The following is a 26,105-nucleotide window of genomic DNA, read 5'->3' as shown; positions in this document are numbered from 1 at the left end:
CTGTGCTGGCAGTTCAGTGGTGGAGCTGTTCGGGGACCGGACTGTCGTCGTGTCGCGCTTCCTCGATGAGCGAGCGCTGTTCGCTCTCGGCCATCCCGTCGTAGCGTCTGGCCGCATCGAGTACCATCGCGACGAGCTTCGGATCGCCGGGCGTGATGACGGTCGACAGCCCCTGCGAGGCGGCGAAGTCGAACCGCTCGCGGATCCCGTCGGGCGTGTCTACCGGCTCGTACCAGTTGGAGTACGGCCGATCCGCTTCGGGTAACTCGTCCGTCGAGGGCCACGATCCCTTCGCGAAGGCCTTGATCCCGAGCGTACCGATCCCGTCCTCGTCCGCGCGCTCGAGGACGGCCTCGTAATCGTGGTCGTCGTCGCCCTTCGCGGCGACGACCGGGTTCATGGGGAACATCACCGTCGCGAGGTCGTCGATCCGATCCATCGCGTCGAGGATGAGCTGCGGGTTTCCGTGGCTCGTGAGGCCGATGTCGCCGATCAGCCCCTCCGCCTTGGCGTCCCGAAACGCCGCGAGCGCGCCGTCGTCGCCCGTGATCTCCTCGAGTTCGTCCTCGTACTCGAGGCCGTGTACCTGATAGAGGTCGATGTGATCGACGCCGAGGCGGTCGAGCGAGCGCTCGAGTTTGCGGCGCGCGCCGTCGTAGTCCCGCTCCTGGGTCTTGCAGCCGAGGTAGATCTCCTCGCGGTGCTGGCGGAGTTTGGGACCGAGCTTGAGCTCCGCGTCGCCGTAGGTCGGCGCGACGTCGAAGTGGTTGACCCCGCGGTCGAGGACGAGTTCGACCATCTGGTTCGCGCCCGTCTGCTCGAGCCAGTTGAGTGCGATCGCGCCGAAGGTCGCAACGGTGCTTTCGTGGCCGGTCGGACCCAGATCACGCGTTTCCATAGCGGTTCATCGGGGAGCCCACACATAAGTCGCGGGCCATTACGCGGGCGGTCGTTCGATCGATCCGATCCGCGGAGTACAACAGTGAGAGGAAACGGATGCCGCGACCGGAACGGTCTCAGGGCCAGTCGTCGCGGACCGGTTCGGCGTCGTCGTCGCCGGTCCCGGTGTCCGCGGCGACGATCCAGTCGGCCGCCTCGGCGGCGTCTTCGACGTCTAAGTACTCCCAGTCGACCTCGTCGGCCAGCTGTTCGTCCTCCTCGTTCGAGCCGATGAAGACGTACCGGTCGGTGTCGAACTGGTCTTTGACGCCCTCGAGGCTCTCGGCCTTGCCGCGGGGGCCGGAGAAGAAGTCCTGTCGGATGCGGTTCTTCCGGGTGAAGTTCGTCACGACGTACGTGGGCTTCTCGGAGACGACGCCGATGTACTCGGTCCAGCCTCTGGCGTCTTCGAAGACGCTCTCGGGCGAGGCGAGCTCTTTCAGCGCCTCGAGTTCGAACGCCAGGGTCATGTCGCTATCGCCGTTCATAGGTCACCGGAGGCGCGCACGCGGGAAAACGACTTCGATACTTCCGACGGGCCGAGAGCGAGAGCGGCGACGCCGAGGAACCTAGACGCGGACGACGCGATAGTACTCCGTGAAGACGATAACCTCGCCGGCCTCGAGATCTACTTCCGACTCCGGAACCGGGTGATTCTCCTCGAGACACTCGTAGAACGCCTCCAGCGTGTCCGTACCGAGCTGATCGACGTGGCGGACGGTCGTACCCGAGGACACGGAGTCGGCGCGCTCGAGGTGTACCCGTCGTTGGAGGAGTTCAGTGGAACCCATGTTCATTGTTACCAAATGACTCTATACTACTTAACGGTTCCGCCGAGATCGACGCAAATCGGTGTCTCGCGTCGATTCGAAAGTCGATTCGAAACGGCCGACTCACGGTACCGAACGGCGAACGTGACCCTCGGTATGACGGGCGTTGATACCCGATCGTGGGGGAGTAAAACCAGTCCGCGAACGGACGATGAGAGCCGCGAGCGGCGACCGGACCGCGGCCGGCCACGCCGACGGCCGCTACTGTTCCTGTGCCGGCGCGAGTTCGTCGAGATCGACCCGTTGCTCGAGGAGGACCTCGGCCTGATCGGCGACCTCGCGCTGTTCGCGCATCAGCTGCTTGAGCTTGCTCTGGGGCGAGAGGTCGCCGATGAGGACGCCGCCGACGATCTTGCCGTCCTTGAAGGCGATGCGGCGCCACTCGGTGTCGCTGTACTTGCGCTCGGCGTGTTCGTCGCCCAGCGTCGGGTGGCCAAAGGAGAGGAACGGGAAGTCGAAGTGCGTGATCGAGTACGAGGAGACCCACTCGAACTCCTCGTCCTCGTCGTCGGCGGCCATGTTGACCGCGGCGACCCGACCCTGTTCCTTGGCCGAGCCCCACGAGCCGTTCTGGGCCTGATCGCCCAGCAGGACGTCGTAGAAGCGCGTGATGTCGCCGGCCGCGTAGACGTCGTCGACGTTGGTCTGCATGTACTCGTCGACGACGATGCCGTTGTCCTGCTCGAGGCCGGCCCCGCGGAGGAACTCCGTGTTGAAGGTCAGACCGATGGCGACGCCGGCGAAGTCGCAGTCGTACCGGTCGCCGTTGGGATCGACCGCGGCGGTGACGTGGCCGTCGTCGTCGACCTCGAAGCGGTCGACGCCGCTGTCGAAGACCGGTTCGACGCCGACCTCGCGCATGCCCTCGTGCATGATCTCGGCGCCCTCGTTCGAGAGGGCGTAGCGCCACCAGCGGTCGCCGCGCATCAGGTAGTCGGCCTCGATGCCCTGCGCGCCGCAGACGGCCGCGAAGTCGATGCCCAACAGGCCGGCGCCGACGATGACGCCCCGGTCGGACGCCTCGGCGTGCTCGCGGATCCCGCGGGCGTCCTGGAACGTCCAGAAGTGGTGGACGCCGTCGGCGTCGCTGTTCTCAACCGGGAGCTGCGTCGGCGTCCCGCCGGTCGCGACCAGGAGCTTGTCGTACTCGATCTCGCCGCTGTCGTGGGTGTGGACGATCCGTTCGTCCGTGTCGACGCTCGTGACGTGGGTGTTCAGCGAGAGGTCGATATCGCGCTCGTCGTACCACTCCTCGTCGTGAATCGAGATGGGGGCCTCGGGGAGTTTGCCCTTCGCGTGTTCCTTGATGAGAATTCGGTTATACAGTGGCTCCCCCTCATCGGTGATGACGGTAATCGTCGCCTCCGGATCCTCCTCCCGGAGGGTCTCGGCAGCCGAACTGCCCGAGATCCCGTCACCGATGATCACGTAATGGGTCATATTCGGACCGTTCGTAATGCGGGTTAAAGTGGGTTGCTATCTCGTCTATTTTACCACGTGGGAGTTTCACTTCAACAGTTGTATACCGAAATCGGGGATATACCTTCATCCCGGTAATTACATAGCCGTATTTAGCTTCCGATAGTCGGTTTCGCAAGGTTTGCTGTTATCTCTGACAATCGGCCGCTCGAGCGAAGCGTCGGTCTCGCGACCGAGACCTGCATAGTTGTCCGAACCGTTCTTTAGGCGCTGCGCCGTAGACGACGCCATGAAACTCCGCCAGAACGCGAAACACTTCGCCTATCGGAAGGCCCTCGAGACCCCGGGAATCCGCTCGGTCGCCAAGTCGGGACTCGTCCGCCTGCACACCAAGATCTTCCTCGGCAAAGCGGATCCGGCCCACGCCGAGAAACGGAAGGACCGCCTCGACGGCCTCTTCGACGCGACGATGGACTCCTACCTGCGAGCGCTCCAGGAAGGGTTCTCCGAGGCCGAGGCCCGCGAGATCACCCACATCCAGGCCAACTTCGACTTCTACAACCACGGCTGGACCGAGATGATGGAGATTCCGGTCGACGAACTCGAGGCCCACTACGAGCGCTACGGCGACTTCTTCGAGCGGTGGGACGTCACGATCGACGATCCGCTCGGCCAGTTCGAACCCCCGGCGGGGCTACCCGAGGCGCCGTCGACGCCCGAGAAACTCGATGAACCCGAACACCCCCACGCGGAGGGCGGGTTCGCCGACGACGTCTACGTCGAGAGCGAAGACGGTGACCTCGTCGTGGGCGGTCAGGACGAGCCCGACGACGTCGACGTCTCGAAGGCGGTCGGCGTCGGCGATTCCGACGACGACTGATCGAACGCCGTTCGGTCGCGCGCCGCGATCTTCGCCGGACGGTATCCCTTCCCTTCGACTCCCGTTAGGGATATAACAGATACCTACCGCGGAGCTCGAGTAGTAACGGACAGATAACAATATCACTTCTCGACAAAGTCGTCGGCGATGAACCGACGAGCGTACATCGCGGCGGGGGCATCGGTCTGCCTGGCGGGCTGTCTCAGTTCGCTTCCCGACGATTCGAGCGAGGAGAACGGGACCGGAAACGGAAACGAAACCGAGAACGGAACCGCCGATCCGACGGCCGAGACGGAGCGACCCCCGGCCGACGGGACCGACCGCCCGGACGCGGCCGGAACCGCCGACGACTTCGAAGACCTCGAGTCGTGGTCGGTCGTCGGCGGTCGACTCGCTGCGGATCGGAATCGATCCCTCCTCGGGAGCCAGAGCGCTCGCCTCGAGGTGCCCGCCGGTCGGAGCAGCGCCGGCCTCACGAAGACGTTCTCGACGCCGCGAGACCTCACCGACGTCGCCCCCGCCGTCGGCGTCGCCGCGGACGCCCTCGTCGTTCCGCGGCTCCGGCTGGTCGACGCCGACGGCGATTCGATCGTGTATCGCCGCGGGATCGCCCCCGATCTGGGCCTGTTACGCCACGACTTCGGCGTCGCTTCGATCGACTCGGGGTTCGACGCGTCGGCCGTTCGCGAGGTCCGCCTGCAGGTCCGGGCGACCGACGGAGAGCGGCTGACGGTCTGGTTCGACGATCTCCACTTCACGCCGCGGCCGGAAACCGGGAAGGTGCTGTTCCAGTTCGACGACGGGAACGTCACCGACTACACGGAGGCGCTCCCGATCCTCGAGGAGTACGGCTACCCCGCGACGACGTTCGTCAACACCGACACCGTCGGCGCCGGCGGCCGACTCACGCTCGACCAGCTTCGGGAGCTCCGCGACGTCGGTTGGCACGTCGGCAACCACACCGCCGACCACGCCTCCCTCCCGGACCGCGACGCCGCCGGACAGGAAGCGGCGATCCGCGACGGGAAACGGTGGCTCGTCGACCGCGGGTTCGAGACGGGCGCCGAGTACTTCGCCTACCCGTTCGGACGGTACGACGCGACGACGGTGGACCTCGTCGACGAGCACCACTCGCTGGGCTTCGGCGGCGGCCGGCCGGCCCACGGCTACGCCACGACTCCCGGACTGCTCCCGCGGATCGGCGAGCCCGACGTCGACGAGGCCCGCCGGGCCGTCGAACTGACCGCCGAGCGACGCGGAATCACGACGTTCCTCTATCACCGCCTCGAGGACGAGAGCCGCGAGACGTTCGAAACGGTCGTCGAGACGGTCCGCGAGTACGAGTCGCGGGGCGACCTCGAGGTGATCCTCCCGCGGGACCTCGAGGAGCGGTTCCTGTTCTAGGGACGATCGCTCGGCCTCGAGGGGCGTCCGGGCCTTGTCGGGATCCAAGTCGCTAAGTACCCGGAGGGATCCGTTTCCAACAACGAGACGATCCGATGGCACTTGACAACAATGATCGGTCGATCGCCGGCTTCACCATGGCCGGCCACGCGCTCGTGCACTGGTTCGAGACGTCGATCCCGATCTTTCTGGTGGTCTGGCTCGATTCGTTCGACGCCGGCGTCGCCCTGTTCGGACAGGTCGTCGCGCTCGGCTACGCGCTCTTCGGGATCGGCGCGCTCCCGAGCGGTATCCTCTCGGATCGGTTCGAGACGAAGCGACTCATCCTGTACTGTCTCGCGGGAATGAGCGGGGCGTTTCTCGTCCTCTCGCTCGCGACGTCGATCTACGCCATCGCCGTCGGTCTCGTCCTGTGGGGCGTCGCCGCCAGCATCTACCACCCCGCCGGGCTGGCGCTCATCAGCACCGGCGTCGAGGAGCGCGGCACCGTCTTCGCGTGGCACGGGATCGCCGGCAACGCCGGTATCGCCCTGGGACCGTTCGTCACTGCGACGCTGCTCATCGTCTTCGAGTGGCAACTCGTCGCGGCGATCCTCGCCGCCCCCGGCGTTCTCGCGGTACTGTACGGCCTCAGCGCATCGTTCGATCCGACCGCAGCCGTCGACGACGACGTCGACGCCGGCCCGGACGAGGCGTTGTCGGCCTCGGACCTGCTCGCGGACACCCGAACGCTGTTCGCGAGCGCCTTCGCCGTCGTCTTCGCCATCGTGATGTTCGAGGGGCTGTACTACCGCGGGATGTTGACCTACCTGCCCGAGATCCTCCACGGCCTCGAGGCGATAACGGGGCTGGTCGTCCCCGCGAGCCTCGAGGGGATCGAGCCGGCCGATTACATCTACGTGGGGCTGCTGATCGTCGGGATGGCGGGCCAGTACGCCGGCGGGAAACTGACCGACCGCGTCGCGCCGGCCCGCGGGATGGTCACCATCTTCGCCGTCCTCGCAGTCCTGGCCGTCGCGTTCGTTCCCGTCACCGGCATGGGGCTGGTCGCCATCGCGACGCTCTGTGGCGTCTTCGGCTTCTTCCTGTTCGCGATCCAGCCGTTCTACCAGAACGCCGTCGCGGTCTACACGCCCGCGGACAGTCGCGGGCTCTCCTACGGCTACACCTACCTCGGCGAGTTCGGACTCGGCGCGGCGAGCATCGCCATCGGCGGCTTCGTCCTCGGCGAACTCTCGCTCGCGGCCTTCTTCGCGCTGACCGCTGGCTTCGCCCTCGTCGGATTCCTCCTCTCGGCGGCCCTGCTCGCCGGTCTCGACCGGTTCGTCGATCTCGATCGAGCGGTCGACACGCAGGCCGACGACTGACGGCGCGCCCTCGGCGACGAACTCGAAACGAACGGACCGAATCGAACTCCGAACGGAGCCGGCCGCAATCGGTTCTCGATCAGTACGCGGTGCGAGGTCCGCGAGTTACGCCTCGAGCCACGGCGGCGTCACGTAGTCCGCGGTCTTCTTATCCGGCGGCCAGATGGCTTCCTGAACGCCTTCGCCGTTCTCGTTTTCCTGCCACTGGAAGTAGACCGTCTCGCCGTAGTTGTAGACGAGGTCGTGGGGCGTCTCGGAGTCCCTGCCGTAGAACTCGACCGTCGCGGCGTAACCGGGGTGGGAGGCGTTCTCGAGCGCTCCGACCATGTCGTCGGAGTCGAGCGAGTTCGACTCCTCGGCGGCGTGCGCGATGGCTCTGACCCCGTCGTACGTGTGGTAGCCCGTGTAGATGGGGTTCTTCCCGCCGAACTCGTCCTGATAAGCGGTGACGAAGTCCTGCGTCTTTTCGGTGATCGAGGTCTTCGCCGTCGAACTGGTCTGCGAGACGGCGTACCGGCACAGCCCGCCGACCATGTCGTAGTACGCCGGCAGCTGCATGGGGACGTGGACGCCGCCGAACCCGAACGACCGTTTCGACGGCAACTGCCAGTCCAGGAGCGCGGCGTTGCCGGTGTGGGCGGTCGTGATGAACGTCGCGTCAGCGTCGGCCGCTTCGACCCGATCGTAGAGGCTCGAGAAGTCGTTGGTCGCCGCCGGATACCGCTCCTCGAGGACGACGTCGATGTCCGTGTCTGCGAGCCGGTCCTGATAGACCTCCCACGGTTTTTCGGTCCAGTCGTAGTCCTCGGCCAGCAGCGCGATCGAATTCCAGCCGAGCTCTTCGTACATCTCGGTCAGGAAGTCCATCTGGATCCGCCCGAGGTCGATGTCGTTGTTCGGGCCGATCCGGAAGTGGTACTTGTACCGCTCGTAGTCGTCGCGGACCATCCGACTCACTTCGCTCGTCGCCGCCCCGCTCGTGAGATGCAGCGTCTGCTGTTCGGCGATGTCGTCGATGATGCTCAACAGCGCCTCGCTCGAGAAGACGCCGGTCGTCGCGTCGACGTTCTCCTCGAGGATCAGCCGCTGGTACTCCCGTCTTGCCTCGAGCGAACTCTCCTTCGTGTTCCCGACGACCAGTTCGACCTCTCGACCGAGGATTCCGCCCTCCTCGTTGAGGTGCGTGACCGCGAGGTCCGCGGCCTGTTTCATCGACCGTCCCATTCGGTTGCTGTTCGGACTCGGCGCCAGCAGTCCGATCTTGACCGGCTCCTCGCCGTCGGTACCACCGAGCACCTGATACTGGCCGAGACAGCCGGTCAGAGAGACGCCGGCCCCCACGCCGGCAGTCGCTTTGAGAAATCGCCGTCTATTCGAGAGTCTGCCTCCGCTCCCCGTCGTTCCTAACCGCAGTCGTGATCGATTCGAATCGGTCATCTTGACAGCTGTTGTTACTGATACGTCTTAATGATTGTTGACGCTGCCTACACATCATTCAGGTTCTAAATATCGGTATTTCGGTCGATAGACGGGCGAACGAGCTCATATAGACGGTCAGTCCGATCGAAGCGGCTGTGCTACTTGCGCCGAAAGTTCGGTATGCGAGAGGATCTAATCAGATTAGTTGTATTTGCGAGTGAATCACTATCGCATTTTGGTCGAAAATACCGGAATTCGCCCGCCACACGTTATCAGCTTCGATAATAGTGGATCATCATTTATATATCGACACTCAGATCCGTACTGTATCTATGGACGGCCTTCGACGATTGGTACCAACAGCTATTCGCCGCAGATACGCGGTCAAGTTCGGAATCATGTTATTAATACTCGCTCTGGGTGTGGGAGTGGTCGGGATGGCCGCGACCGCTGGGATCACTGGACAGGTCGAAGACCGCGTCCAGAACGACCAGACGTCGCTCGCGAGCCAAGAGGCCCAGAACCTCCAGATGTGGAACGAGCAGAACGAACACACCATCGGAGTGATCGCCCGCTCCGACGTCGTCGCAAACGGCGAGCCGGCCGCGGTCGAGAGCCGGTTCCTCGACTGGGAAGAGCACCTCGACGCGGATATCCACTCGATCAGTTACGTGGATACCGCCAACGACACGGTCCTCGCCAGTACGGATTACGACGGCGGCGAAACGGCAGCCAGCGAGATCGACGGCATCGAATCCGGGACGTACGAGCAGGTTCACCGAAACGACAACGTCCCGTGGGTCTCCGACGCGCACCTCGTCGACCGCGATCTGGGTAACGACTCCGTCGTCGTCATGACCTACGTGCAGTCCGTTCCGGGAACGGACGACGAAGCGATCGTCTACACGGCGGACCTCGAGGCGTACGCGGACCGTCTGGGCGACGAATCGGGTGTCACGACGATGGTTCTCGACGGTGACAACGAGGTAATGCTCGACAACGCCGGCTACGGCGAGGACCACGAGACGCTCGGCACCACATATGCCACGGAGGGCGACGAACGCAACGAAATCGTCCAGTCGGCCCGCACCGAAAGCGCCGGCACCCATCAGCTCGCCGGTTCCTCGCTAGACCTCGGCACCGACGCCTACGGCTTCGAGGACGAGGACTACGTCGTCAGCTCCGCGCGCGTCTTCGGCACCGACTGGGTCGTCGTCACTCACGAACCGGAGAGTCAGGCCTACGGGTTCGTCAACACGGTCGGCCAGTGGGGCGGAATCGCGACGATCGCCGGCGTGCTCATGATCGGCGTGATCGGCGTCGTTCTCGGTCGGAACACCGCCGTTTCGATCGACCGGCTCACAGACAAGGCCAGCAAGATGGAAGAGGGCAACCTCGACGTCGACCTCGAGACCAAACGCATCGACAACATCGGCCGGCTCTACGAGGGCTTCGACTCGATGCGCGTCGCCTTAGGCGAACAGATCGAAGAGGCCGAATCCGCCCGCGAGGAGGCCGAACGCGAACGCAAGCGCATCGCGGAGATCAACGAGCAACTCGAGCAGACGGCCGACGAGTACAGCGACGTGATGGAGGCGGCCGCCGACGGCGATCTGACCGCTCGGATGGACGCCGAGACGGACAACGAAGCGATGGCGGAGATCGCCGCGGACTTCAACGACATGCTCGAGGAGATCGAGGCGACCGTCGCCGACCTCAACCGGTTCGCGACCGACGTCGCGACCGCCTCCGAGCAGGTGACCGCCTCCAGCGAGGAGGTTCGATCCGCCTCGCAGCAGGTCACGGAGTCGATTCAGGAGATTTCCGACGGCGCAGAGCAACAGAACCAGTCGCTGCAGTCGGTCAACCAGGAGATGAGCGGGCTCTCGACGACCACCGAGGAGATCGCCGCCTCCTCGAACGAGGTCGCGGACATCGCCGAACGGACGGTCGACACCGGCCAGGACGGGCAGGAGGCCGCCCAGGAAGCGATCACCGCGATGGACCAGATCGAGACCGAAGCGGAGGACGCCGTCAGCGAGATCCGCCGCCTCGAGCAGGAGGTCCAGCAGATCGACGAACTGATCAACACCATCTCCGAGATCGCCCGTCAGACGAACATGCTGGCCCTGAACGCCAACATCGAGGCCTCTCGCTCGGCCGGCGGACAGGACGACGAAGGGTTCTCCGTCGTCGCCAAGGAGGTCAAGGCGCTCTCGGAGGACGTCGCCGAGGCGGCCGACGAGGCCGAGGACCGCCTCGAGGCCATCCGCGAACGCACCGAGCGGTCCGCGGACGAGGTCGAGGGCACCAGCGCTCAGATCGAGGCCGCCGGTGAGCAGGTCACCGAGGCCGTCGAGGCGCTCGAGGAGATCGCCGAACTCGCCCAGGAGACCAACGTGGGCGTCCAGGAGATCTCCGCCGCGACCGAAGAGCAGGCCGCGTCGACGCAGGAAGTCGTCGCGATGGTCGACGACGCCGCGACGATCTCCGAGGAGACGACCACCGAGGCCGAGAACGTCGCCGCCGCCGCCGAAGAGCAGACCACGGCCCTGACCGAAGTGACCCAGTCCGCCTCGGACCTCTCCGGCCAGGCCGCGGAGCTCTCCGAAGCGCTCGATCGATTCGAGACCGGCATCGACCGCGAGGCCCTCGAGGACGAGCGCGATTCGGACGACGATGACGACCCGTCCGCGGCAGTGAGTACGCCCGAGTTCGACGCCGCGGTCGACGCGGGAACCGACGAGTCACGGCAGGACGAGCGGGCCGAGGAGTCGGACCGCGACCAGCAGGAGCAGGGAATCACCCTGTCGACCGACGAGAGCGAGATGACCGAGTCGCCCGAGACGACCGACGAACGGGCGACCGAACCCGACGCGGCGCAGCCGACCGAGACGTTCCAGACCGATTCGGCGGCGGAGCCGGCGGGCGACGCCGAGCCGACGCCGGCACCCGCTCCGGACGCCGATACCGAGCAGTCGGCGCAGGAGTCGACGGCCGCCGACGAGACGGCTGCCGACGACGAACTCGATGCCGAGGAGATCCTCGGTATCGACGAGAGCGACGTCAGCACCGATGATGGGCTCGACGAATCGGCGGTCGATGGAGCGGCGTCCAGCGAATCCGACGACGCCACGGTGGAGACAGCGGATCCGCTCGCGGACGACGCGGGCGCGGCGACGCCGCTCGAGTCGGTCGAAGACGACGAGTCGGCGGATGCCAGCGACGCAGACACCGACGCTGACGCCGCAGTCGAGTCGAACGACGACGAATCGAACGCCGATACCGACGCCGCGGCCGAGTCGGACATCGATACCGACGCCGACGCGGAGTCAGACGACGCGGACGACGACGGCGATACCGACGACGTGTTCACGTTCGGCAACACCGACGAGTAGCGACCCGCACGCGACTCGAGTCGGTTCGCGGTGATCGATCACTGACGGTGGCGATCGCTGCCGGTTACTACTCCGTTTTTTCGGCACTCGTACTTCGCTCCGCTCGCACTCGGTGTCAGTGGTCTGCCGGTCGTCGAGCCGGGAGTCGCCGACTCGGTTCGGCGATCGACGCCGCACAGCGCAGTCCGGTCTCGAGCGCGCCGCCGGCGCGTCGCTGGGGGAACTGCGGCTGCCGGACGACCGTCGCATCGAAGACCCCGTCGGGGGCATCGAGTGAGCGCGCCTGCGGGGACGTCCCGTCGACGCGCGAGTGAACGCCGTCGGGAACCGGCTGCCGGATCCGCGTCGAATCGACGCCGACGAGATCGTTCCGATCGAACGCCGGGAAGTGGGTCGCCAGCGCCTCGAGCCAGCGGCGTTCGATGACGGCGGTCGAGCGACCGGCGGCGACCGCTTCGCCGCCGTCCAGCAGGTAGTACCGGTGACCGCCGGACGCGTCGGACGAGCGCGGTACCGTCGGCGCGACGAGTTCGCCGAAGGGCGCGTCGTCGACCATCGTCACGCGATCGGCGTCGGTCAGGGGCGTCTCGGCGGTCGTCGAGACCCGCAGACAGGTCCGCGTTTGGACCGGGACCGACGAGGCGCCGAGCGACGACTCGAGGGCCTCCGGAACCGTCGCCAGTACGACCGCGTCGACGGCGTGGCGCTCGCTCGCGCCATCGCGCTCGACGGTGATCGAGTCGACGGCGTCGTCCGTCACGCCGAGTTCCGTTACGCGCGCGTTCGTACTGATTTGCTCGCGGCCGATGGCCTCGGCGAGCGTTTCGACGAGGACGGCCGAACTGCCGGCGAAGTAGCCGCGACGTTCCCGGCCGAATCGCGTCCGATCCCCTCGGCCGCGACAGTGCTCGAGCACCCACGCGGCGCTGACCGCCGACGCCGCCGACCCGAAACGGGCCTCGAGCAGGGGTCCGTAGAACCGCTCGTAGACGGCGTCGCTCGCGTGCGCGCGGACGAACGCCTCGGCGGGGACGTCGGCGTAGTCCGACGGCTCGTAGGCGTCGAACCGCGGCCGTCGACGGGGGAGGCCGCGGACGTCGATCCCGCTCCGGAGCGTCGCGAGCCGCGCCGTGTCCGACAGCGAGAGGGGCGGATAGGCCAGAAACTCCCAGGGCGCGTCGACGGGATGGACGGTCCCGTCGACGTACATCGCCGTCTGGATCGGCCGCCACTCGAGGCGATCCGACAGGCCGAGCTCCGCGAGCAACTCGAGGGCGGCCTCGTCCCTGGGACGGGCGAAGGAGACGGGGACGCGCTCGATCGGTGTGTCATCGGGGCCAGACGGCGAAGATGGGGACTGAGACCGAGACGGGGACGAGGACAGAGACGAGGACGGGGTCGTCGCCGCGAGACCACCCAGTTCGTCGCCCGGTTCGAAGAGGCGAACGTCGTGACCGCGCCGGACGAGCCGGTAGGCGGCCGCGAGTCCCGACAGCGTTCCGCCGACGACGCCGATCATATCGGGTCAACGGGAGCAGCGACCCTTTGCAATTGCGGTCGGTCGTCCGGCGGGCCGTCGCGGTCCGCTACCTTTTTGCCTGCCGTCTCGGAAGGAATCGGCATGCTCACCGTGCGGGCACCTGCGACGAGTGCGAACCTCGGGAGTGGCTTCGACGTCTTCGGTGTCGCCCTCGGGACGCCCGCAGACGTGGTCCGGGTCGAACGCGCACCGGAAACGAGGATTACCGTGACCGGCGCCGGCAGCCAGTACATCCCGGAGGATCCGAAACAGAACACCGTCGGGGCGGTCGCCGACGCCCTCGACGCACCGGCACACATCAAGATCGACAAGGGCGTGCGACCCTCCTCGGGCCTTGGCTCCTCGGCGGCCAGCGCGGCCGCCGCGGCCGTCGCCCTCAACGCGCTCTACGACCGCGGGCTCTCTCGAGAGGAGCTCGTCCCCGTCGCCGCCGAGGGCGAGGCGCTCGTCTCCGGCGAGGCCCACGCCGACAACGTCGCCCCCTCGCTGCTGGGCGGCTTCACCGTCGTCACCGACGACGGCGTCACGCAGATCGACGCCTCGATTCCCGTCGTCGCCTGCCTCCCGGAGATGTCCGTCTCCACGCGCGACGCGCGCGAGGTCGTCCCCGACTCGGCCGCCCTCGAGGACGTCGTCGACACCGTCGGCAACGCCGCGACGCTGACCGTCGGGATGACCCGCGACGACCCCGACCTCGTCGGCCGCGGGATGGAAGACGCCATCGTCACCCCCGAACGGACCGCCCTGATCGACGGCTACGACCGCGTTCGCGACGCCGCACTCGAGGCGGGCGCGACGGGCGTCACCGTTAGCGGCGCCGGGCCGGGCATTCTCGCGGCCTGTCGCCGCCGCGATCAGCGGGAGATCGCCGGTGCGATGATCGACGCCTTCGACGCCATCGGTATCGAGAGTCGCGCCTATCAGACCTGCATCGGCGAGGGTGCGACGCTGTACCGGGACTGATCGTCGCTCCGTTCTCGAGTCGACCCGATGGGAAACAGAACCGACGCCGCGCTCGCGATACTCGTTCTCGCCGCCGTCGGAATCGCGTTCGTCGCCGTCGGAGCGTCGGTTTCGTGGCCGGCCGCCGCGGTCGGTGGTCTCGGAACGATCGGCTTCGAACTGGTCGCCGCTCGAGCGTACGAGACCGTTCGTCGCTACTGGGAGCGACCGCTCGTACGGGGACTGTCCCTCACCGCGGCGCTGCTCGTCGTCGCCGTCGGCGCCGCCGCCGCGCCGGACGTAGTGCTGTCGCTGTTCTGTGGCGGAGCGGTGACGTATCTCGCGTTTCTCGCGCTCGTCGAAGCGGGGCTCGTTCCGACGCCGGAGACGTGGTGGTAGTCCCCACCTACCTCGGTCTGCGTGCAGTTTTCCAGCGGCGGCCGTAGATTCGCGGCAGCGCATCGACCTTCGCGCCGCGAACGTTCCTCGGCACGGTCGATACTCGCGCGGACACGCCGGCCGGGAGCGGTCCGTAGGGGACCGACGAGACCGCGGTCGGATTGTTCGAGACGGGGCGCCGGCCGGCGTACCCGGTGTCGCGCCCCGTCGACTCGTACAGGGTCTCGAATTTCGAGTGGCCCTCGAGGACTCCTCTCCGAGCCGCCTTCGCGGCCGCTTTCGCTTGCTGCTGGAGCGCCGCGTCGGTCGCGTCGGGTTTCACCTCGTCGACGAACGATCTGACCTCGGCCGCAGCCTCGGAGTCGCCGGAGGAGTCGAGCAGATCGGGACCGACGACGTCCTCGAGTTCGGCCTCGAGCTGTCGCAGCTCCCGCCGGAAATCGACGAGATCGACGGTGTTCCAGAGCTCTCGCAAGTTGACGGCCCGGCGGATCGTGCTGAGGTCGAGGGCGCGATCCGGATCTCCCTCGCGAATCGCGGCCGGGAGTTCGTCTCTATCGAGGAGGTCCGACAGCGCCGACGCCTCGATAACGTCGGGTAGGTTCTCGAGATCGATCGTTCCGAGGAGGTCGTCGACTTCCTCGAGGACGTCCCACAGTTCGGCCGCCGTCGCCGACAGCGAATCGGACGACTCGTCGTCGGCGGTTTCCCGAACTAACCGCGCGGTTCCCGCTTTGATCCGGTCCGACAGTTGCTCGGCGGCGGACGGGGACGTGGTCTGACTCATACGGAACAGAGGCGCTGGACGGAGAAAACGGAGTCGCTTGCCGAACGGTCGCGCTTCGAGCCGTCCGAATCGGACGGGGTATCGCCGTCAGTCGGTTAGACGCCCCGTCCCTGCAGCTTCTCCTCCTCGGGCAGGTCGGCGTTCGCGTCGCCTTTCATCCCCTTGCCGAGGTTCTTCGAGATCTCGGCGAGTCGCTCGGGGTCGTCCCAGTTGTTCGTCGCCTCGACGATCGCCTCGGCCATCGCGGGCGGGTTCTCGGCGCCGAAGATCCCGCTGCCGACGAAGATGCCGTCGCACTCGTGGTGCATCATCAGCGCGGCGTCAGCGGGCGTCGCGATGCCGCCGGCGGCGAAGTTGACGACCGGGAGCCGGCCCATCTCGGCGGTCTCGTGGACCAGTTCCGCGGGCGCCTCGATCTCGCGGGCGTAGGCCTCGCGTTCCTCGTGGGTCATGCCCGCCAGTTCGCGGATGGCCCCCTTGATCGTCCGCTGGTGGTGGACGGCCTGGTTGACGTCACCGGTGCCGGCCTCGCCCTTGGTGCGGATCATCGCCGCGCCCTCGTTGATCCGGCGCAGCGCCTCGCCGAGGTCGCGCGCGCCGCAGACGAACGGCGCGGTGAAGTCGCGCTTGTCGATGTGGTAGGCGTCGTCGGCGGGGGTGAGGACCTCGGACTCGTCGATCATGTCGACGCCGACGGCCTCGAGGATCTGGGCCTCCTTCGTGTGGCCGATGCGGGCCTTCCCCATCACCGGGATCGAAACCTCCTCGACGATTGCCTCGACGTCCGCGGGGTCGGCCATCCGGGCGACGCCGCCCCGCTTGCGGATGTCCGCGGGGACGGCCTCGAGGGCCATCACGGCGACCGCGCCGGCGTCTTCGGCGATCCGGGCCTGCTCCTTATTGACGACGTCCATGATGACGCCGCCCTTCTGCATCCGGGCGAAGCCGCGCTTGACGAGGTCGGTCCCGCGTCTGAGTTCCTCGAGATCGGTGTCGGTTTCGTCAGTCATAGTACGCGGTTGTGAGCGACCGCACTTACGCGTGTCCGTTCGAGTCCGAATCACACGCGTGACAGGATCGAGACGCGTCGGCCGGGAGAGAACAGCGACGCCGGGGACGCGCCGTCTCACGCGTCGCCGACCGGTTCGCCCGAATGCAACCGCGCGCGAACTCGGGTCCCGTACAGGCGCGCGAGCGGCCGGGGCCAACAGCCTAGGTCCGCTCGCAGATCGGACGCGAGTTCGATCCTCGCGCCGAGGGGCGTCCCGAGCGCGATCTCCCCGCGAATCTCGGCTTCCGAGCGCAGCAGGGCACCGTCTTTCGTCGTGTAGCTCCACAGCGTCCAGTCGCGCTCGCGGCTCCCGATCCGCGTTCGAGGATGGGGGACCTCGAGGCGGACGCGTTCGCGCACCCCGGTATCGGAATCGGAATCGACGTCGCCGTCGTCGAGAACGCACTGGAACGCGAGCGCGCTGTCGTCGATCCCGATCCCGGCCCGCTCCTTGGGATAGCCCCAAATTTCGCGACCGAGCGCGACCGACGCGTCGGTCGTGACGGGAAGCCAGTGGACGTAGCCGCCGATTTCGCCGCCGACGAGTTTGCCGATCGACGAATCGCCCCGGCCCTCGCGGACCGCGGGAACGATGACCGCGAACTCGTCGTAGGGCTCGAGGGCGGTGTCGTCGCCCCTCTCACCGCCGACGCGGTGATACCGAACCCCGACGAACGTGACGCAACCGATCCCGGGTGCGACGCCGAGCGCGGACAGCGCGTCCGGCAGGAGCGCCTCGAGCCGGTCTCGCCGCGCGAGGACCGTCACGCCGCCCATCGCGAACTCGAGTTCCAGTGGGAGGGTGATCTCGTGACCGGTCGAGAGGGTGACGCGGGTCCGTTCCTCGGACGAGGGTTGCATACGGGCCCCATCGGGTCGGACACGAATAGTAGCAGGGGTCGAACGAGACGCGGCGGGCGGCAACCGCTACTGTTTTGCGAGCCCCGTTCGTCGGGCCGGACGAAACGATGTTCGCGTCGTCCACGCTGCCCGACCGGGAGCCGCTGCCGGCCTATCTCACGCCCGTTCCGAAGACCCTCGAGGACCTCGGACTGCGGTTCGCGTGGCTCGTCGTCGCGATCAACCTCGCGGGGACGGTATTCGGATTCTGGTACTACGGCCCCCAGCTCGGCGAAACGGCGGCGGTGATGTGGCCGTGGGTGCCCGACAGCCCGATGGCGACGCTGCTGATCGCGCTGGCGATCGCCTGCTGGAAGGTGGGGTACGAACAGCCGTGGCTGACGTCGCTGGCCTTCTTCGGCAACGTCATTCTGGGGCTGTGGACGCCGTACACGCTGCTCGCGTTCGCCGACGCCTACAGCTATCTCAACCCGCTGATGTACCAGTTCCTCTTCTGGAGCCACCTCGCGATGGTCGTGCAGGCGCTCGTGCTCCACCGGATCTCGGACTTCCCGGTGTGGAGCGTCGGTGTCGCCCTGCTGTGGTACGGGAGCAATCTGATCGTCGACTACTTCGTGCCGATCGTCGGCGAACCCCATCACACGATTATTCCGGTCGCCCGCGACACGCCCATGTACCTCGGCGCGGACGCGCTGGGCGTCGTCGCCGCGGGCGAGGTGACGTTCGCGCTGCTGGCGCTCTTCCTGGCGATGGCGATCCGCGTCAAAAAGTGCGAGGCGGGTCGGATCGGCCGGCCCTAGGTCTCCGTCGATCGCGGGACGGAGTCGCCCTCGGCGAGGGTCGCGAGGTCGAGGAAGGGATCGAGACACCGCGCTGCGGGACGGCGCTCGATCGTCCGCGTGGTCGGCTCGTAGCGGACGACGGCCGTCTCGATCAGTTTCGGCAGGTGTACGTGGTGGAACCCGGACGCGATCGACTCGAGAGCTTCGGGTGTCAGCTCCTCCCGAGACGCGATCCCCGCGACGAGCTCGTCGAGGGGGACGGCGCCGACGTGCCGGGAGAGATACGTCAGGGCGTCGCGACGCTGTCGCGAGTGGAGGAGGTCGAAGACGGTGTCCACTGAGAGGGAAGCGATGCGGTCCGAACGGTCTACGTTCGAGGTCTCTGTCGTCATGAGTGCTCTGTACTCGGCTTACACGGCTCCTGGCGACTCGGCAGCGACGAACGACTTCAGCAGAGCACATATGACGAATAGACGACCTGAGCGATAAACGTTCCCTTACCACCGTACTGATTTCCAGAGGGTTCGGGTAATGGAACGTGATCACGGCAGTTTTACGGAATATCCCAAATTCTGTCCCGTCTTCCGACCCGCTGGTCGCTCGGTCGATCCGTGGCCGCCAGTAAACGCACCGCTCGAGTCGCGAAAAGAGGAACCGAACCGTGCGACGAGTGCTTCGAACGGAGAACCGCGAGTCGCGAAACCGAACCCGGGCGTCGGACCGCGTCAGGTGACTACTCGAGGATGACGACCGCCGACTCGGTCTCGATCATCTCGCCGTCGCCCGAGTAGGAGCGCTCGCGTTCGACCTCGAAGAGGTCGGCCTCGAGTTCCTCGCCGGCGACTCGCAGCACACCCGCATTCTCGTCGATCTCGTACTCTCCGCTCTCGATACCGGCGTCGATTTCGCCGACCTTCGACCCGAACTTCGGCCCGAGCGTCGAGTAGTCGAGGTCGATCGACGCGATCTCGGTCGTCACCTCGGGTTCCTCCTCGAGGACGGTCAGCGACTGCACGTGCATCACGTTCCGGATGGCGTCCTCGAAGCCCTCGATGGGACCGTAGACCGACACCGACTCGAGGTCGGCGTTCAGCGGCAGCTGGTTCTCGCTCTTGTAGCGACGCAGCGCCGAGATGACCTCCATCGCGGCCTCGCCAGCCTCGAGGTCGGCCGCGTGGCCCTGCGGGCTGGGCCAGTCGCGGACGTGGATGCTGCTGTCCTCGAGGTCGCTACCGTCGTCCGCGTAGACGGCCTGCCAGACCTCCTCGGTCGCGTGGGGGAGGAATGGCGCCCACAGCTCGAGGAACGTGCGGTGGGCGGTCCGCAGCGCGTACTGCGTCGAGGGCTCGTCCTCGCGCGTCTTGGCGATCTCGAGGTAGTCGTCGCAGAACGTGTTCCAGAAGAAGGTCCGCAGTCGGTCGCGGGCCTTCGCGAACTCGTACTCCTCGAGGTGGGCGGTCAGGTCGTCGACGGCGTCGTCGAGCTCCGCCAGCAGCCAGCGATCGATCGCCTCGAGGTCTTCGGGCTCGTCGGGGTCTCGCGGCGCGAGCGTGTCGACGAGCTTCGAGGCGTTCCAGAGCTTGCGCAGGAGCTTCTCGCCCGCGGTGAGGTCTTTCTCCTGATACGGGAAGTCGTCGCCGACCGCCGCGCTCGCGGCCCAGAAGCGGACGGCGTCGACGGGGAAGTCCGCGAGCACTTCGTCGGGCTCGACCACGTTACCGCGGGACTTGGACATCTTCTCGCGGTTCTCGTCTAACACGTGGCCGTTGATCATCGTCGCGTCGAAGGGCACCTCGCCGGTGTGCTCGTAGCACTTGACGATGGTGTGGAACAGCCAGAACGAGATGATGTCGTGACCCTGCGGCCGCAGGTCGAAGGGGTACAGTTCGGGACTGTCCATCGTGAACGTCTCCGCGTCCGCGTCCCAGTCCCAGCCCGCGTTGATGAGCGGGGTCAGCGAGGAGGTGGCCCACGTGTCGAAGACGTCCTCTTCCGGAACGAAGTCGTCGGCCCCGCACTGGGGACACTCGTCGACCGGTGGCTCGTCCGAGAGCGGGTCGACCGGGAGCTCCTCCCGCTCGGCCATGATCTCGTGGTCGCAGTCCGCGCAGTACCAGACCGGGAACGGGATCCCCGAGTCGCGCTGACGGGAGATCAGCCAGTCCCACTCGAGGCCCTCGATCCAGTGCTTGTAGCGGCTGAACATCTTCTCGGGGTACCAGTCCATCTCCCGGCCGGCCTCGAGGTACTCCTCCTTGTGGTCGAGAATTTCGACGTACCACTGCTTGGAGACACGGTATTCGACGGGCGTGTCGCAACGCTCGTGGACCTGAACCGCGTGGGTGATCTCCCAGCGGTCGCGCAGGTAGCCCTCGTCGTCGAGATCCTCGACGATGGCCTCGCGGGCCTCCTCGGTGGACATGCCCTCGTAGTCGCCGGCGAGGTCGGTCATCGTCGCGGACTCGTCGATCGCGACGCGGAGCGGCAGGTCGTGGGCCTGGTACCACTCGATGTCGTTCTGGTCGCCGAAGGTACAGCACATCACGACGCCGCTGCCCTTCTCCATGTCGACGCGCTCGTCCTCGATGATCGGCACCTCGTGACCGAAGAGCGGGATGCGAGCGGTCTCGCCGACCAGATCCCGATTCTCCTCGTCGTCGGGGTGGACGAAGACGGAGACGCAGGCCGGAATGAGTTCCGGTCGCGTCGTGGAGATGACGAACTCGTCGCGCGGCGCGTCGTCGCCCACTAGTTCGAACGCGATGTCGTTGAAGTGCGAGCCCCGCTCGTCGTCCTCCATCTCGACCTGCGAGATGGCCGTCTCGCAGTCGGGACACCAGATCGCGGGCGCCTTCTTGCGGTACTCGCGGCCCTTCTCGTAGAGGTCGAGGAACGAGAGCTGGGAGACGCGCTGGACGCGCGGCTCGATCGTCTTGTAGGTGTTGTTCCAGTCGATCGAGGTGCCGAGGTTCTGCATCTTCTCCGTGAATTCGGCCTCGTACTCCGTACAGACCTCGCGGCAGAGCTCCTGGAACTCGCGGCGCTCGTAGTCCTGATGGCGGATGTCGAGTTCCTTCTCGGTCAGCCGCTCGCTGGCGATCCCGTTGTCGTCGTAGCCGAAGGGGAAGAGCACGTCGCCGTCGTGCATCCGCTGGAACCGCGCGGCGAAGTCCTGCAGGGTCGAGCCGTAGAGGTGGCCCATGTGCAGGCTTCCGGAGACCGTCGGCGGCGGCGTGTCGATCGCGTAGACCGTGTTGGGATCTCGCTCGGCGTCGCTCTCGTAGGCGTAGACGTCCTCGTCGATCCAGCGCCGCTGCCAGCGGTTCTCGACCGCTTCGGGATCGTAGCCGCCCTCGAGGGTCGGCTCGCTATCCGCGGGATCGCTCTCCGTCTCGGATTCGGGCGCGTCCATACTCATGCTCTCACCGCCCGCGGGGGGCGTCGGCCGTGCGTCGTCGTGGCGTCGAAGGTGTGCGTACTCATTGCTGATACCGGTCGTTGCTCGGTGAATGCTGGTCGCCGACAATACATCCGTCGAAACGGGGTGGGAGGTTCGGGGCTAAGAGGCCCCTATCTGGGCGGGCGTAAGTCAATTGAAGGGTTTCGACCTCGTGTTCGGTCGAAACCCTGTAAATCGTTACGCCCGCCCAGATACGAAAACCGTCTCTCGCGGACCGTCGGCGTCGACCGGGGCCGCGACTGAACGAGACATACGGGTACGTGGACGTACCGCCGGGAACGGTGTTAGGTTTTTCGTCACGGTGAGACCGATCGGTCGAAGCGGTGTGGATTACTCGCCCTCGAGGTCGATGATCGCCCGCGAATCGGTCACGTATCGAAGGTCGCCCTCGAGATACGACGCCAGCCGCTCGAGGAACCCGTCCCTGAGTTCGTCTGCGTCCGCGTTGGCGAGCGCGATCCGGTCGTGGGCCGCCGGATCGTGGTCGCCCCGCATGACGACGGCGAACAGTTCGCGCGGGGTGACCGGGTCGCCGGCGTTCAACCGCGAGACGACGTCCGAGAGCGAGGACTCGACGGTCGTCTCGACGTCGAAGGTCACGTCGACGGAGACGCGCTCGTCGCCGTCGGCCGCGAGGTACTCCTCGCAGCTCCTGACCGCCGGCTCGAGGACGCCCTCGAAGTCGGTGCCCGCCTCCTCGAGTCCCAGATAGGTGAACGCGATCATCGCCCGGAGCCCGGCGAGGAACTCCTCGTCGGTCGCCGCGCCCTCGAACACCTGCCGGCGATCCTTCTCGGCCAGCGTGTGCAGGAACAGGTCGAAGTCGAGCACCGCGGCGCGGATCCGTCGGCGGATCCGCGCCTCCGCGTTCCGTTTCGACTGGTCGTGGCTCATCTCGCGGTCGCCGAGCAAGTAGGCGCGATCCGCGGGGCTCAAGACGCCGCGTTCGCGGTCGGTATCCGTGTTCATAATCGGAGATCGGTTATACGACATCGGTTTCCATCCGAACGGTTATGAGCGATCCGGTCGGAGCCGGAGACAGTGATCGAGCGTGAGTGACGAATGAGCGGCTCTCCCGCCACCAGATACGCGGAGTGGATCGTCTCGCACAGCCGACTCGTCGTCGTGCTCGGGCTCCTCCTGACCGCCGTCGTCGCCGCCGGCGCGGCGATCGGCGACCCCGGAGACGGCGATATCGGCCAGTTCGAGACCGACTCCGAGGAGACCGAGGCGCTCGAAGAGATCGAGGCGACCTACGGCACCGACGACGCCGTCGTCGCCCAACTCGTCGTCCGCGACGAGGGCGGTGACGTGCTCACCCGCGACTCGCTGCTCGAGGGACTGCGACTCCAGCGAGACGTCCGCGAGGACGAGGAACTGAACGCGACGCTCGACGAGCGGGGGTTCGTCGGTCTCGAGAACGTCGTCGGAACGGCCGCGGTCGTCGAGGATCGGGCCGCCGAGGCGAACGGCTCGCCCGATACAAGCGAGCCGACGCTCGAGGAGCAGATCGCGGCCCTCGAGTCGCGCTCGGACGAGGAGGTCGAGGCGCTGCTCGCGGACGTGCTCGATCCCGAGAGCGACGAGGGTCGGCAGGGTCAGTCGGCGGGATCGGAAGCGGCGGACCCCTACGACTTCCTCCCGTCCGACTACGAACCGGGCGAGACGACGGCCGACGCGCGGATCGCGTTCGTCTTCCAGGTCGACGACGGCGGTCCGGACGAGGACCCGCGGGCGGCCTACGACGCGCAGGTCGAGCTCGCCGACCAGGTCGACGAGCGCTTCGACGACGCGTTCCTCTTCGGGCAGGGCGTCGTCGACGAGGCGTCGTCGAACGCCGTCGGCGACAGCTTCGCGATCATCACGCCCGTCGCGCTCGTGCTCGTACTGGGCGTCCTCGCGTTCACCTATCGGGACGTCGTCGACGTCCTGCTCGCTCTCGTCGGGATCGGCGTCGTCATGGCGTGGCTCGCCGGCGTTCGGGGTTGGCTCGAGATCCCCTCCAGCCAGCTACTGATCGCCGTCCCGTTCCTGCTGATCGGACTGAGCATCGACTACGCGCTGCACGTGGTCATGCGGTATCGGGAGGCCAGAGCCGGCGAACTCGAGGCGGTCGCGACGCCGGAGCGAGCGGCGAGTGCGACCGCCAACGGCGGCTCGGTCGGCCCGCGAGCCGGCATGACGCTCGGGCTCGCCGGCGTCGCCCTCGCGCTCGGGGCCGCCACGGTCTCGACGGGCGTCGGCTTCCTCTCGAACGTCGTCAGCCCGCTGGGAGCGGTCCGGGACTTCGCGGTACTCAGCGCGGGCGGCATCCTCGCGACGTTCGTCGCCTTCGCCGTCTTCGTGCCGGCGCTGAAGGTCGAGGTCGACGAACGGCTCGAGTCGCGGTTCGGACGAAATCGGGCGAAGCGGCCGTTCGGGTCGGAGACGGGCCTCTCCAATCAGGTCCTCTCGCGGGTGGTCGCCGTTCCGCGGCGGGCGCCGCTGGCTGTCGTCCTCGTCGCCCTCCTGCTGGCCGTCGGCGGCGCCTACGGCGCGACGGGGATCGACACCGAATTCAACCAAGCGGATTTCCTCCCCGAGGACGCGCCCGAGTGGGCCACGTCCCTGCCGGAGCCGCTGGCGCCCGGTACGTACACGATCAGCGACGATGCCGCGTACCTCGGCGAGAACTTCGCCGAGCGCGGCGAGGGGAGTCAGACGCAGGTCCTGATACGGGGACCCGTCACCGATCCCGACGCGCTCGCGGCGATGGACGAGGCCGGCAGCGGCGTCTCCGAGGGCGACACGATCGTTCTCCGGCCGGACGGCGAGGCCGCCATCGAGGGGCCGCCGACGGTGATCCGCGAGATCGCCGGCGACAACGATACCGTCGCGGCCGCGCTCGAGGAGCGCGATACGGACGGCGACGGGCTCCCCGACGAGGACGTCGCCGGCTTCTATGACGTCCTGTTCGACGCCGATGCGGACCGGGCATCGGACGTCCTCTATCGGACCGATAGCGGCGAGTACGAGTCCGCGCGCCTCCTCGTGAGCGTGCAGGGCGACGCTCCGGCGCAGTCGGTCGCCGACGACAGCCGCGATATCGCTGCCGCGGTCGACGACGCCGAGTCCGTTTCCGCGGTCGCGACCGGCGGCCCGGTGATCACGGCGGTCGTTCAGGACGCGCTGCTCGAGACGCTCGTCGAGGCCTTCGTCGTCACGCTGGTGGTCGTCCTGGGCTTCCTGACGGCGCTCTACTGGGTCCGCCACCGATCGCTCTCGCTGGGCGCGGTGACCCTCGCACCCGTCGTCGCCGCGCTCGCGTGGCTGCTCGGAACGATGGCGCTGCTCGACCTGCCGTTCAACAGCGAGACGGCGGTCATCACGAGCCTCGCGATCGGGCTCGGCGTCGACTACAGCATTCACGTCGGCGAGCGGTTCGTCGCGGAGCGACGCGAACGGGAATCGCTCGAGGACGCCCTCGAGGCGACGATCACCGGTACCGGCGGAGCGCTGCTGGGGAGCGCGGCGACGACGGCGGCGGGCTTTGGCGTCCTCGCGCTGGCGCTGGCGCCCCCACTACAGCGATTCGGACTGGTGACGGGGCTGAGCATCGTCTTCGCGTTCGTCGCCTGCCTCACCGTGCTCCCGTGTCTGCTCGTGCTCCGGGAGCGGTCGCTCGATCGAGCGTCGTGATCGCGGACGAAAACCGACCTGACCGCTACCGCGACTCGTCGTCCGAGTGAGCCCGAACCCACAACTCACCGATCCGCGAGAGCCTGGTTCGATAAGATTTACCGTGCTCCTCGCGTTCGATGTACCCCTTGCCGCCGGGCCCGAGCCGGTCGACGTTGTAGATGACCTTCGACCGGAAGCTGTCGGTGTACTCCTCGTTCAGTTCGCGGGCCAGCGACTCCGCGAGTTCGGAGACCGAATCGAACTCGCCGTCCTCGCCGAGCTTGAACAGGATGAGCTCCTCGAAGGGTTTGACGTTCGAGAAGGAGGCGACGGGCAGTTCGACGATGTGGCGGCCGTCGATCTCCTTGGCGCCGATCGTCGTCCCGCGCTCGTCGAACTCCGAGAGGAGGTCGCGGGCGCTCTCGAGGCGTTCGTCGATCCGATCGCCGTCGAGCGTCTCATCGCCGTCTACTCCCGTCCCGGCGTCCAGTTCCTCGAGCAGTTCGATCTGCTCGCGGAGTTCCTCGGCCAGCTCCGTCTCGAGGTACTTCTCGGGGGCGGTGTAGTAGGTGTGAATCCCCTCGCGGTCCTCCTGCCGTTCGACCATCAGGGAGTGGGCGGCGTTGGCGAAGGCGAAACTGACCGTCCGGGGCATCGCGGCGACGTTGACCCAGACCTCGTTGCCGTCGTCGAGCTCCGCGGTGATGAGGTCGTAGGCCTGCTCGAAGGCCGCGTCGTAGTCGTAGACGTCCGCCAGAACGAACCGCTCGGTGCTCGCCCCCAGCAGGTTCTTGAAGTCCGTCTCGAGTTTGTCCGAGAGGTGGCGGGAGTACTCCACGTTGGCCTCGCTCCCGACGGCGCCCTCGAGCAGAATGACGCTGTCGACGTCGATCTGATCGCGTACCAGCGGCGCGATCAGCCGGTCGTAGTCGAAGCCGACCGGAACGATATGGGTTTGCATACGCGG

Annotated in this window: 21 protein-coding genes; 8 read left to right on the top strand and 13 right to left on the bottom strand. The window is 66.9% G+C overall.

Going from position 1 to position 26,105, the window contains the following annotated elements; translation table 11 throughout:
* Positions 1-13 precede the first annotated feature (13 nt).
* From WD430_RS09845 to WD430_RS09830, 4 genes are all read right to left on the bottom strand, one after another.
* Positions 14-898: an aldo/keto reductase gene (locus WD430_RS09845; RefSeq protein WP_339102273.1), complete on the bottom strand. Its 885-nt coding sequence runs from the start codon at positions 896-898 to the stop codon at positions 14-16.
* A gap of 118 nt (positions 899-1,016) precedes the next feature.
* On the bottom strand, positions 1,017-1,427 hold the full coding sequence (locus WD430_RS09840) for a hypothetical protein (RefSeq protein WP_339102272.1): 411 nt from the start codon (positions 1,425-1,427) through the stop codon (positions 1,017-1,019).
* An 81-nt stretch (positions 1,428-1,508) separates the two neighbouring features.
* Complete coding sequence (locus WD430_RS09835) at positions 1,509-1,730, bottom strand: hypothetical protein (protein ID WP_339102271.1); 222 nt, start codon at positions 1,728-1,730, stop codon at positions 1,509-1,511.
* A gap of 240 nt (positions 1,731-1,970) precedes the next feature.
* Positions 1,971-3,209 (bottom strand): FAD-dependent oxidoreductase, encoded by a 1,239-nt coding sequence (locus tag WD430_RS09830; RefSeq protein WP_339102270.1) that lies wholly within the window; start codon positions 3,207-3,209, stop codon positions 1,971-1,973.
* Between the two features lie 268 nt (positions 3,210-3,477).
* Here WD430_RS09830 and WD430_RS09825 point away from each other — a divergent pair, with 268 nt between their 5' ends.
* From WD430_RS09825 to WD430_RS09815, 3 genes are all read left to right on the top strand, one after another.
* Entirely contained in the window at positions 3,478-4,068 is a 591-nt protein-coding gene (locus tag WD430_RS09825; RefSeq protein ID WP_339102269.1) for a DUF6149 family protein, read from the top strand.
* A 147-nt stretch (positions 4,069-4,215) separates the two neighbouring features.
* Positions 4,216-5,472: a polysaccharide deacetylase family protein gene (locus WD430_RS09820; RefSeq protein WP_339102268.1), complete on the top strand. Its 1,257-nt coding sequence runs from the start codon at positions 4,216-4,218 to the stop codon at positions 5,470-5,472.
* A 95-nt stretch (positions 5,473-5,567) separates the two neighbouring features.
* The gene (locus tag WD430_RS09815; protein ID WP_339102267.1) at positions 5,568-6,839 is read left to right on the top strand and encodes an MFS transporter; all 1,272 of its coding nucleotides are present in this window, start codon (positions 5,568-5,570) and stop codon (positions 6,837-6,839) included.
* 105 nt (positions 6,840-6,944) lie between these two features.
* On the opposite strand, the gene WD430_RS09810 is transcribed toward WD430_RS09815, so the two are convergent.
* A complete protein-coding gene (locus tag WD430_RS09810) occupies positions 6,945-8,276 on the bottom strand; it encodes an ABC transporter substrate-binding protein (RefSeq protein WP_407067117.1) in 1,332 nt (443 codons plus the stop codon).
* A gap of 314 nt (positions 8,277-8,590) precedes the next feature.
* Here WD430_RS09810 and WD430_RS09805 point away from each other — a divergent pair, with 314 nt between their 5' ends.
* Complete coding sequence (locus WD430_RS09805) at positions 8,591-11,656, top strand: methyl-accepting chemotaxis protein (protein WP_339102265.1); 3,066 nt, start codon at positions 8,591-8,593, stop codon at positions 11,654-11,656.
* Positions 11,657-11,771: 115 nt separating this feature from the next.
* Here the strand turns inward: WD430_RS09805 and WD430_RS09800 are convergent, their stop codons facing one another.
* The gene (locus tag WD430_RS09800) at positions 11,772-13,175 is read right to left on the bottom strand and encodes an FAD-dependent oxidoreductase (protein ID WP_339102264.1); all 1,404 of its coding nucleotides are present in this window, start codon (positions 13,173-13,175) and stop codon (positions 11,772-11,774) included.
* A 102-nt stretch (positions 13,176-13,277) separates the two neighbouring features.
* On the opposite strand from WD430_RS09800, the gene WD430_RS09795 reads away from it, so the two are divergent.
* Together WD430_RS09795 and WD430_RS09790 are read left to right on the top strand one after the other, a co-directional pair.
* Positions 13,278-14,159, top strand: coding sequence for a homoserine kinase (locus WD430_RS09795; protein WP_339102263.1), 882 nt, complete (start codon positions 13,278-13,280; stop codon positions 14,157-14,159).
* A gap of 27 nt (positions 14,160-14,186) precedes the next feature.
* Entirely contained in the window at positions 14,187-14,537 is a 351-nt protein-coding gene (locus WD430_RS09790; protein ID WP_339102262.1) for a hypothetical protein, read from the top strand.
* A 7-nt stretch (positions 14,538-14,544) separates the two neighbouring features.
* Here WD430_RS09790 and WD430_RS09785 read toward each other — a convergent pair whose 3' ends face one another.
* From WD430_RS09785 to WD430_RS09775, 3 genes are all read right to left on the bottom strand, one after another.
* Complete coding sequence (locus WD430_RS09785; RefSeq protein ID WP_339102261.1) at positions 14,545-15,324, bottom strand: hypothetical protein; 780 nt, start codon at positions 15,322-15,324, stop codon at positions 14,545-14,547.
* Positions 15,325-15,419: 95 nt separating this feature from the next.
* Complete coding sequence (pdxS, locus tag WD430_RS09780; RefSeq protein WP_339102260.1) at positions 15,420-16,334, bottom strand: pyridoxal 5'-phosphate synthase lyase subunit PdxS; 915 nt, start codon at positions 16,332-16,334, stop codon at positions 15,420-15,422.
* Between the two features lie 116 nt (positions 16,335-16,450).
* A complete protein-coding gene (locus tag WD430_RS09775) occupies positions 16,451-17,236 on the bottom strand; it encodes an acetoacetate decarboxylase family protein (protein WP_339102259.1) in 786 nt (261 codons plus the stop codon).
* Between the two features lie 107 nt (positions 17,237-17,343).
* Between WD430_RS09775 and WD430_RS09770 the strand changes: the two genes are divergently transcribed.
* Positions 17,344-18,036, top strand: a complete 693-nt coding sequence (locus WD430_RS09770; RefSeq protein WP_339102258.1) for a DUF1405 domain-containing protein — start codon at positions 17,344-17,346, stop codon at positions 18,034-18,036.
* On the opposite strand, the gene WD430_RS09765 is transcribed toward WD430_RS09770, so the two are convergent.
* From WD430_RS09765 to WD430_RS09755, 3 genes are all read right to left on the bottom strand, one after another.
* A complete protein-coding gene (locus tag WD430_RS09765; protein ID WP_339102257.1) occupies positions 18,033-18,410 on the bottom strand; it encodes a hypothetical protein in 378 nt (125 codons plus the stop codon). The two genes, WD430_RS09770 and WD430_RS09765, sit on opposite strands and share 4 nt — an antisense overlap.
* A 341-nt stretch (positions 18,411-18,751) precedes the next feature.
* Positions 18,752-21,436, bottom strand: a complete 2,685-nt coding sequence (locus tag WD430_RS09760; protein WP_339102256.1) for a valine--tRNA ligase — start codon at positions 21,434-21,436, stop codon at positions 18,752-18,754.
* Positions 21,437-21,808: 372 nt separating this feature from the next.
* Positions 21,809-22,447, bottom strand: coding sequence for a hypothetical protein (locus tag WD430_RS09755; RefSeq protein ID WP_339102255.1), 639 nt, complete (start codon positions 22,445-22,447; stop codon positions 21,809-21,811).
* Between the two features lie 93 nt (positions 22,448-22,540).
* Between WD430_RS09755 and WD430_RS09750 the strand changes: the two genes are divergently transcribed.
* Positions 22,541-25,156: an MMPL family transporter gene (locus tag WD430_RS09750; protein WP_339102254.1), complete on the top strand. Its 2,616-nt coding sequence runs from the start codon at positions 22,541-22,543 to the stop codon at positions 25,154-25,156.
* A 25-nt stretch (positions 25,157-25,181) separates the two neighbouring features.
* Here the strand turns inward: WD430_RS09750 and WD430_RS09745 are convergent, their stop codons facing one another.
* Complete coding sequence (locus WD430_RS09745) at positions 25,182-26,099, bottom strand: DUF6293 family protein (protein WP_339102253.1); 918 nt, start codon at positions 26,097-26,099, stop codon at positions 25,182-25,184.
* Between the last annotated feature and the right edge of the window lie 6 nt (positions 26,100-26,105).

Origin of the sequence: Haloterrigena sp. KLK7 (assembly GCF_037914945.1) — an archaeon.
GTDB lineage: Archaea > Halobacteriota > Halobacteria > Halobacteriales > Natrialbaceae > Haloterrigena > Haloterrigena salinisoli.
Note: the sequence above shows the minus strand (reverse complement) of the source record. Positions and strands in the feature narration are given on the sequence as shown.

Excerpts from the sequence above, each read along its gene's own strand:
- WD430_RS09790 (WP_339102262.1), top strand. The coding sequence starts at position 14,187 with ATGGGAAACAGAACCGACGCCGCGCTCGCGATACTCGTTCTCGCCGCC.
- pdxS (WP_339102260.1), bottom strand. The coding sequence starts at position 16,334 with ATGACTGACGAAACCGACACCGATCTCGAGGAACTCAGACGCGGGACC.
- WD430_RS09815 (WP_339102267.1), top strand. The coding sequence starts at position 5,568 with ATGGCACTTGACAACAATGATCGGTCGATCGCCGGCTTCACCATGGCC.
- WD430_RS09765 (WP_339102257.1), bottom strand. The coding sequence starts at position 18,410 with ATGACGACAGAGACCTCGAACGTAGACCGTTCGGACCGCATCGCTTCC.
- WD430_RS09805 (WP_339102265.1), top strand. The coding sequence starts at position 8,591 with ATGGACGGCCTTCGACGATTGGTACCAACAGCTATTCGCCGCAGATAC.
- WD430_RS09750 (WP_339102254.1), top strand. The coding sequence starts at position 22,541 with ATGAGCGGCTCTCCCGCCACCAGATACGCGGAGTGGATCGTCTCGCAC.
- WD430_RS09755 (WP_339102255.1), bottom strand. The coding sequence starts at position 22,447 with ATGAACACGGATACCGACCGCGAACGCGGCGTCTTGAGCCCCGCGGAT.
- WD430_RS09745 (WP_339102253.1), bottom strand. The coding sequence starts at position 26,099 with ATGCAAACCCATATCGTTCCGGTCGGCTTCGACTACGACCGGCTGATC.
- WD430_RS09760 (WP_339102256.1), bottom strand. The coding sequence starts at position 21,436 with ATGAGTATGGACGCGCCCGAATCCGAGACGGAGAGCGATCCCGCGGAT.
- WD430_RS09845 (WP_339102273.1), bottom strand. The coding sequence starts at position 898 with ATGGAAACGCGTGATCTGGGTCCGACCGGCCACGAAAGCACCGTTGCG.
- WD430_RS09810 (WP_407067117.1), bottom strand. The coding sequence starts at position 8,276 with ATGACCGATTCGAATCGATCACGACTGCGGTTAGGAACGACGGGGAGC.
- WD430_RS09770 (WP_339102258.1), top strand. The coding sequence starts at position 17,344 with ATGTTCGCGTCGTCCACGCTGCCCGACCGGGAGCCGCTGCCGGCCTAT.
- WD430_RS09830 (WP_339102270.1), bottom strand. The coding sequence starts at position 3,209 with ATGACCCATTACGTGATCATCGGTGACGGGATCTCGGGCAGTTCGGCT.
- WD430_RS09820 (WP_339102268.1), top strand. The coding sequence starts at position 4,216 with ATGAACCGACGAGCGTACATCGCGGCGGGGGCATCGGTCTGCCTGGCG.
- WD430_RS09825 (WP_339102269.1), top strand. The coding sequence starts at position 3,478 with ATGAAACTCCGCCAGAACGCGAAACACTTCGCCTATCGGAAGGCCCTC.
- WD430_RS09800 (WP_339102264.1), bottom strand. The coding sequence starts at position 13,175 with ATGATCGGCGTCGTCGGCGGAACGCTGTCGGGACTCGCGGCCGCCTAC.
- WD430_RS09785 (WP_339102261.1), bottom strand. The coding sequence starts at position 15,324 with ATGAGTCAGACCACGTCCCCGTCCGCCGCCGAGCAACTGTCGGACCGG.
- WD430_RS09840 (WP_339102272.1), bottom strand. The coding sequence starts at position 1,427 with ATGAACGGCGATAGCGACATGACCCTGGCGTTCGAACTCGAGGCGCTG.
- WD430_RS09775 (WP_339102259.1), bottom strand. The coding sequence starts at position 17,236 with ATGCAACCCTCGTCCGAGGAACGGACCCGCGTCACCCTCTCGACCGGT.
- WD430_RS09835 (WP_339102271.1), bottom strand. The coding sequence starts at position 1,730 with ATGGGTTCCACTGAACTCCTCCAACGACGGGTACACCTCGAGCGCGCC.
- WD430_RS09795 (WP_339102263.1), top strand. The coding sequence starts at position 13,278 with ATGCTCACCGTGCGGGCACCTGCGACGAGTGCGAACCTCGGGAGTGGC.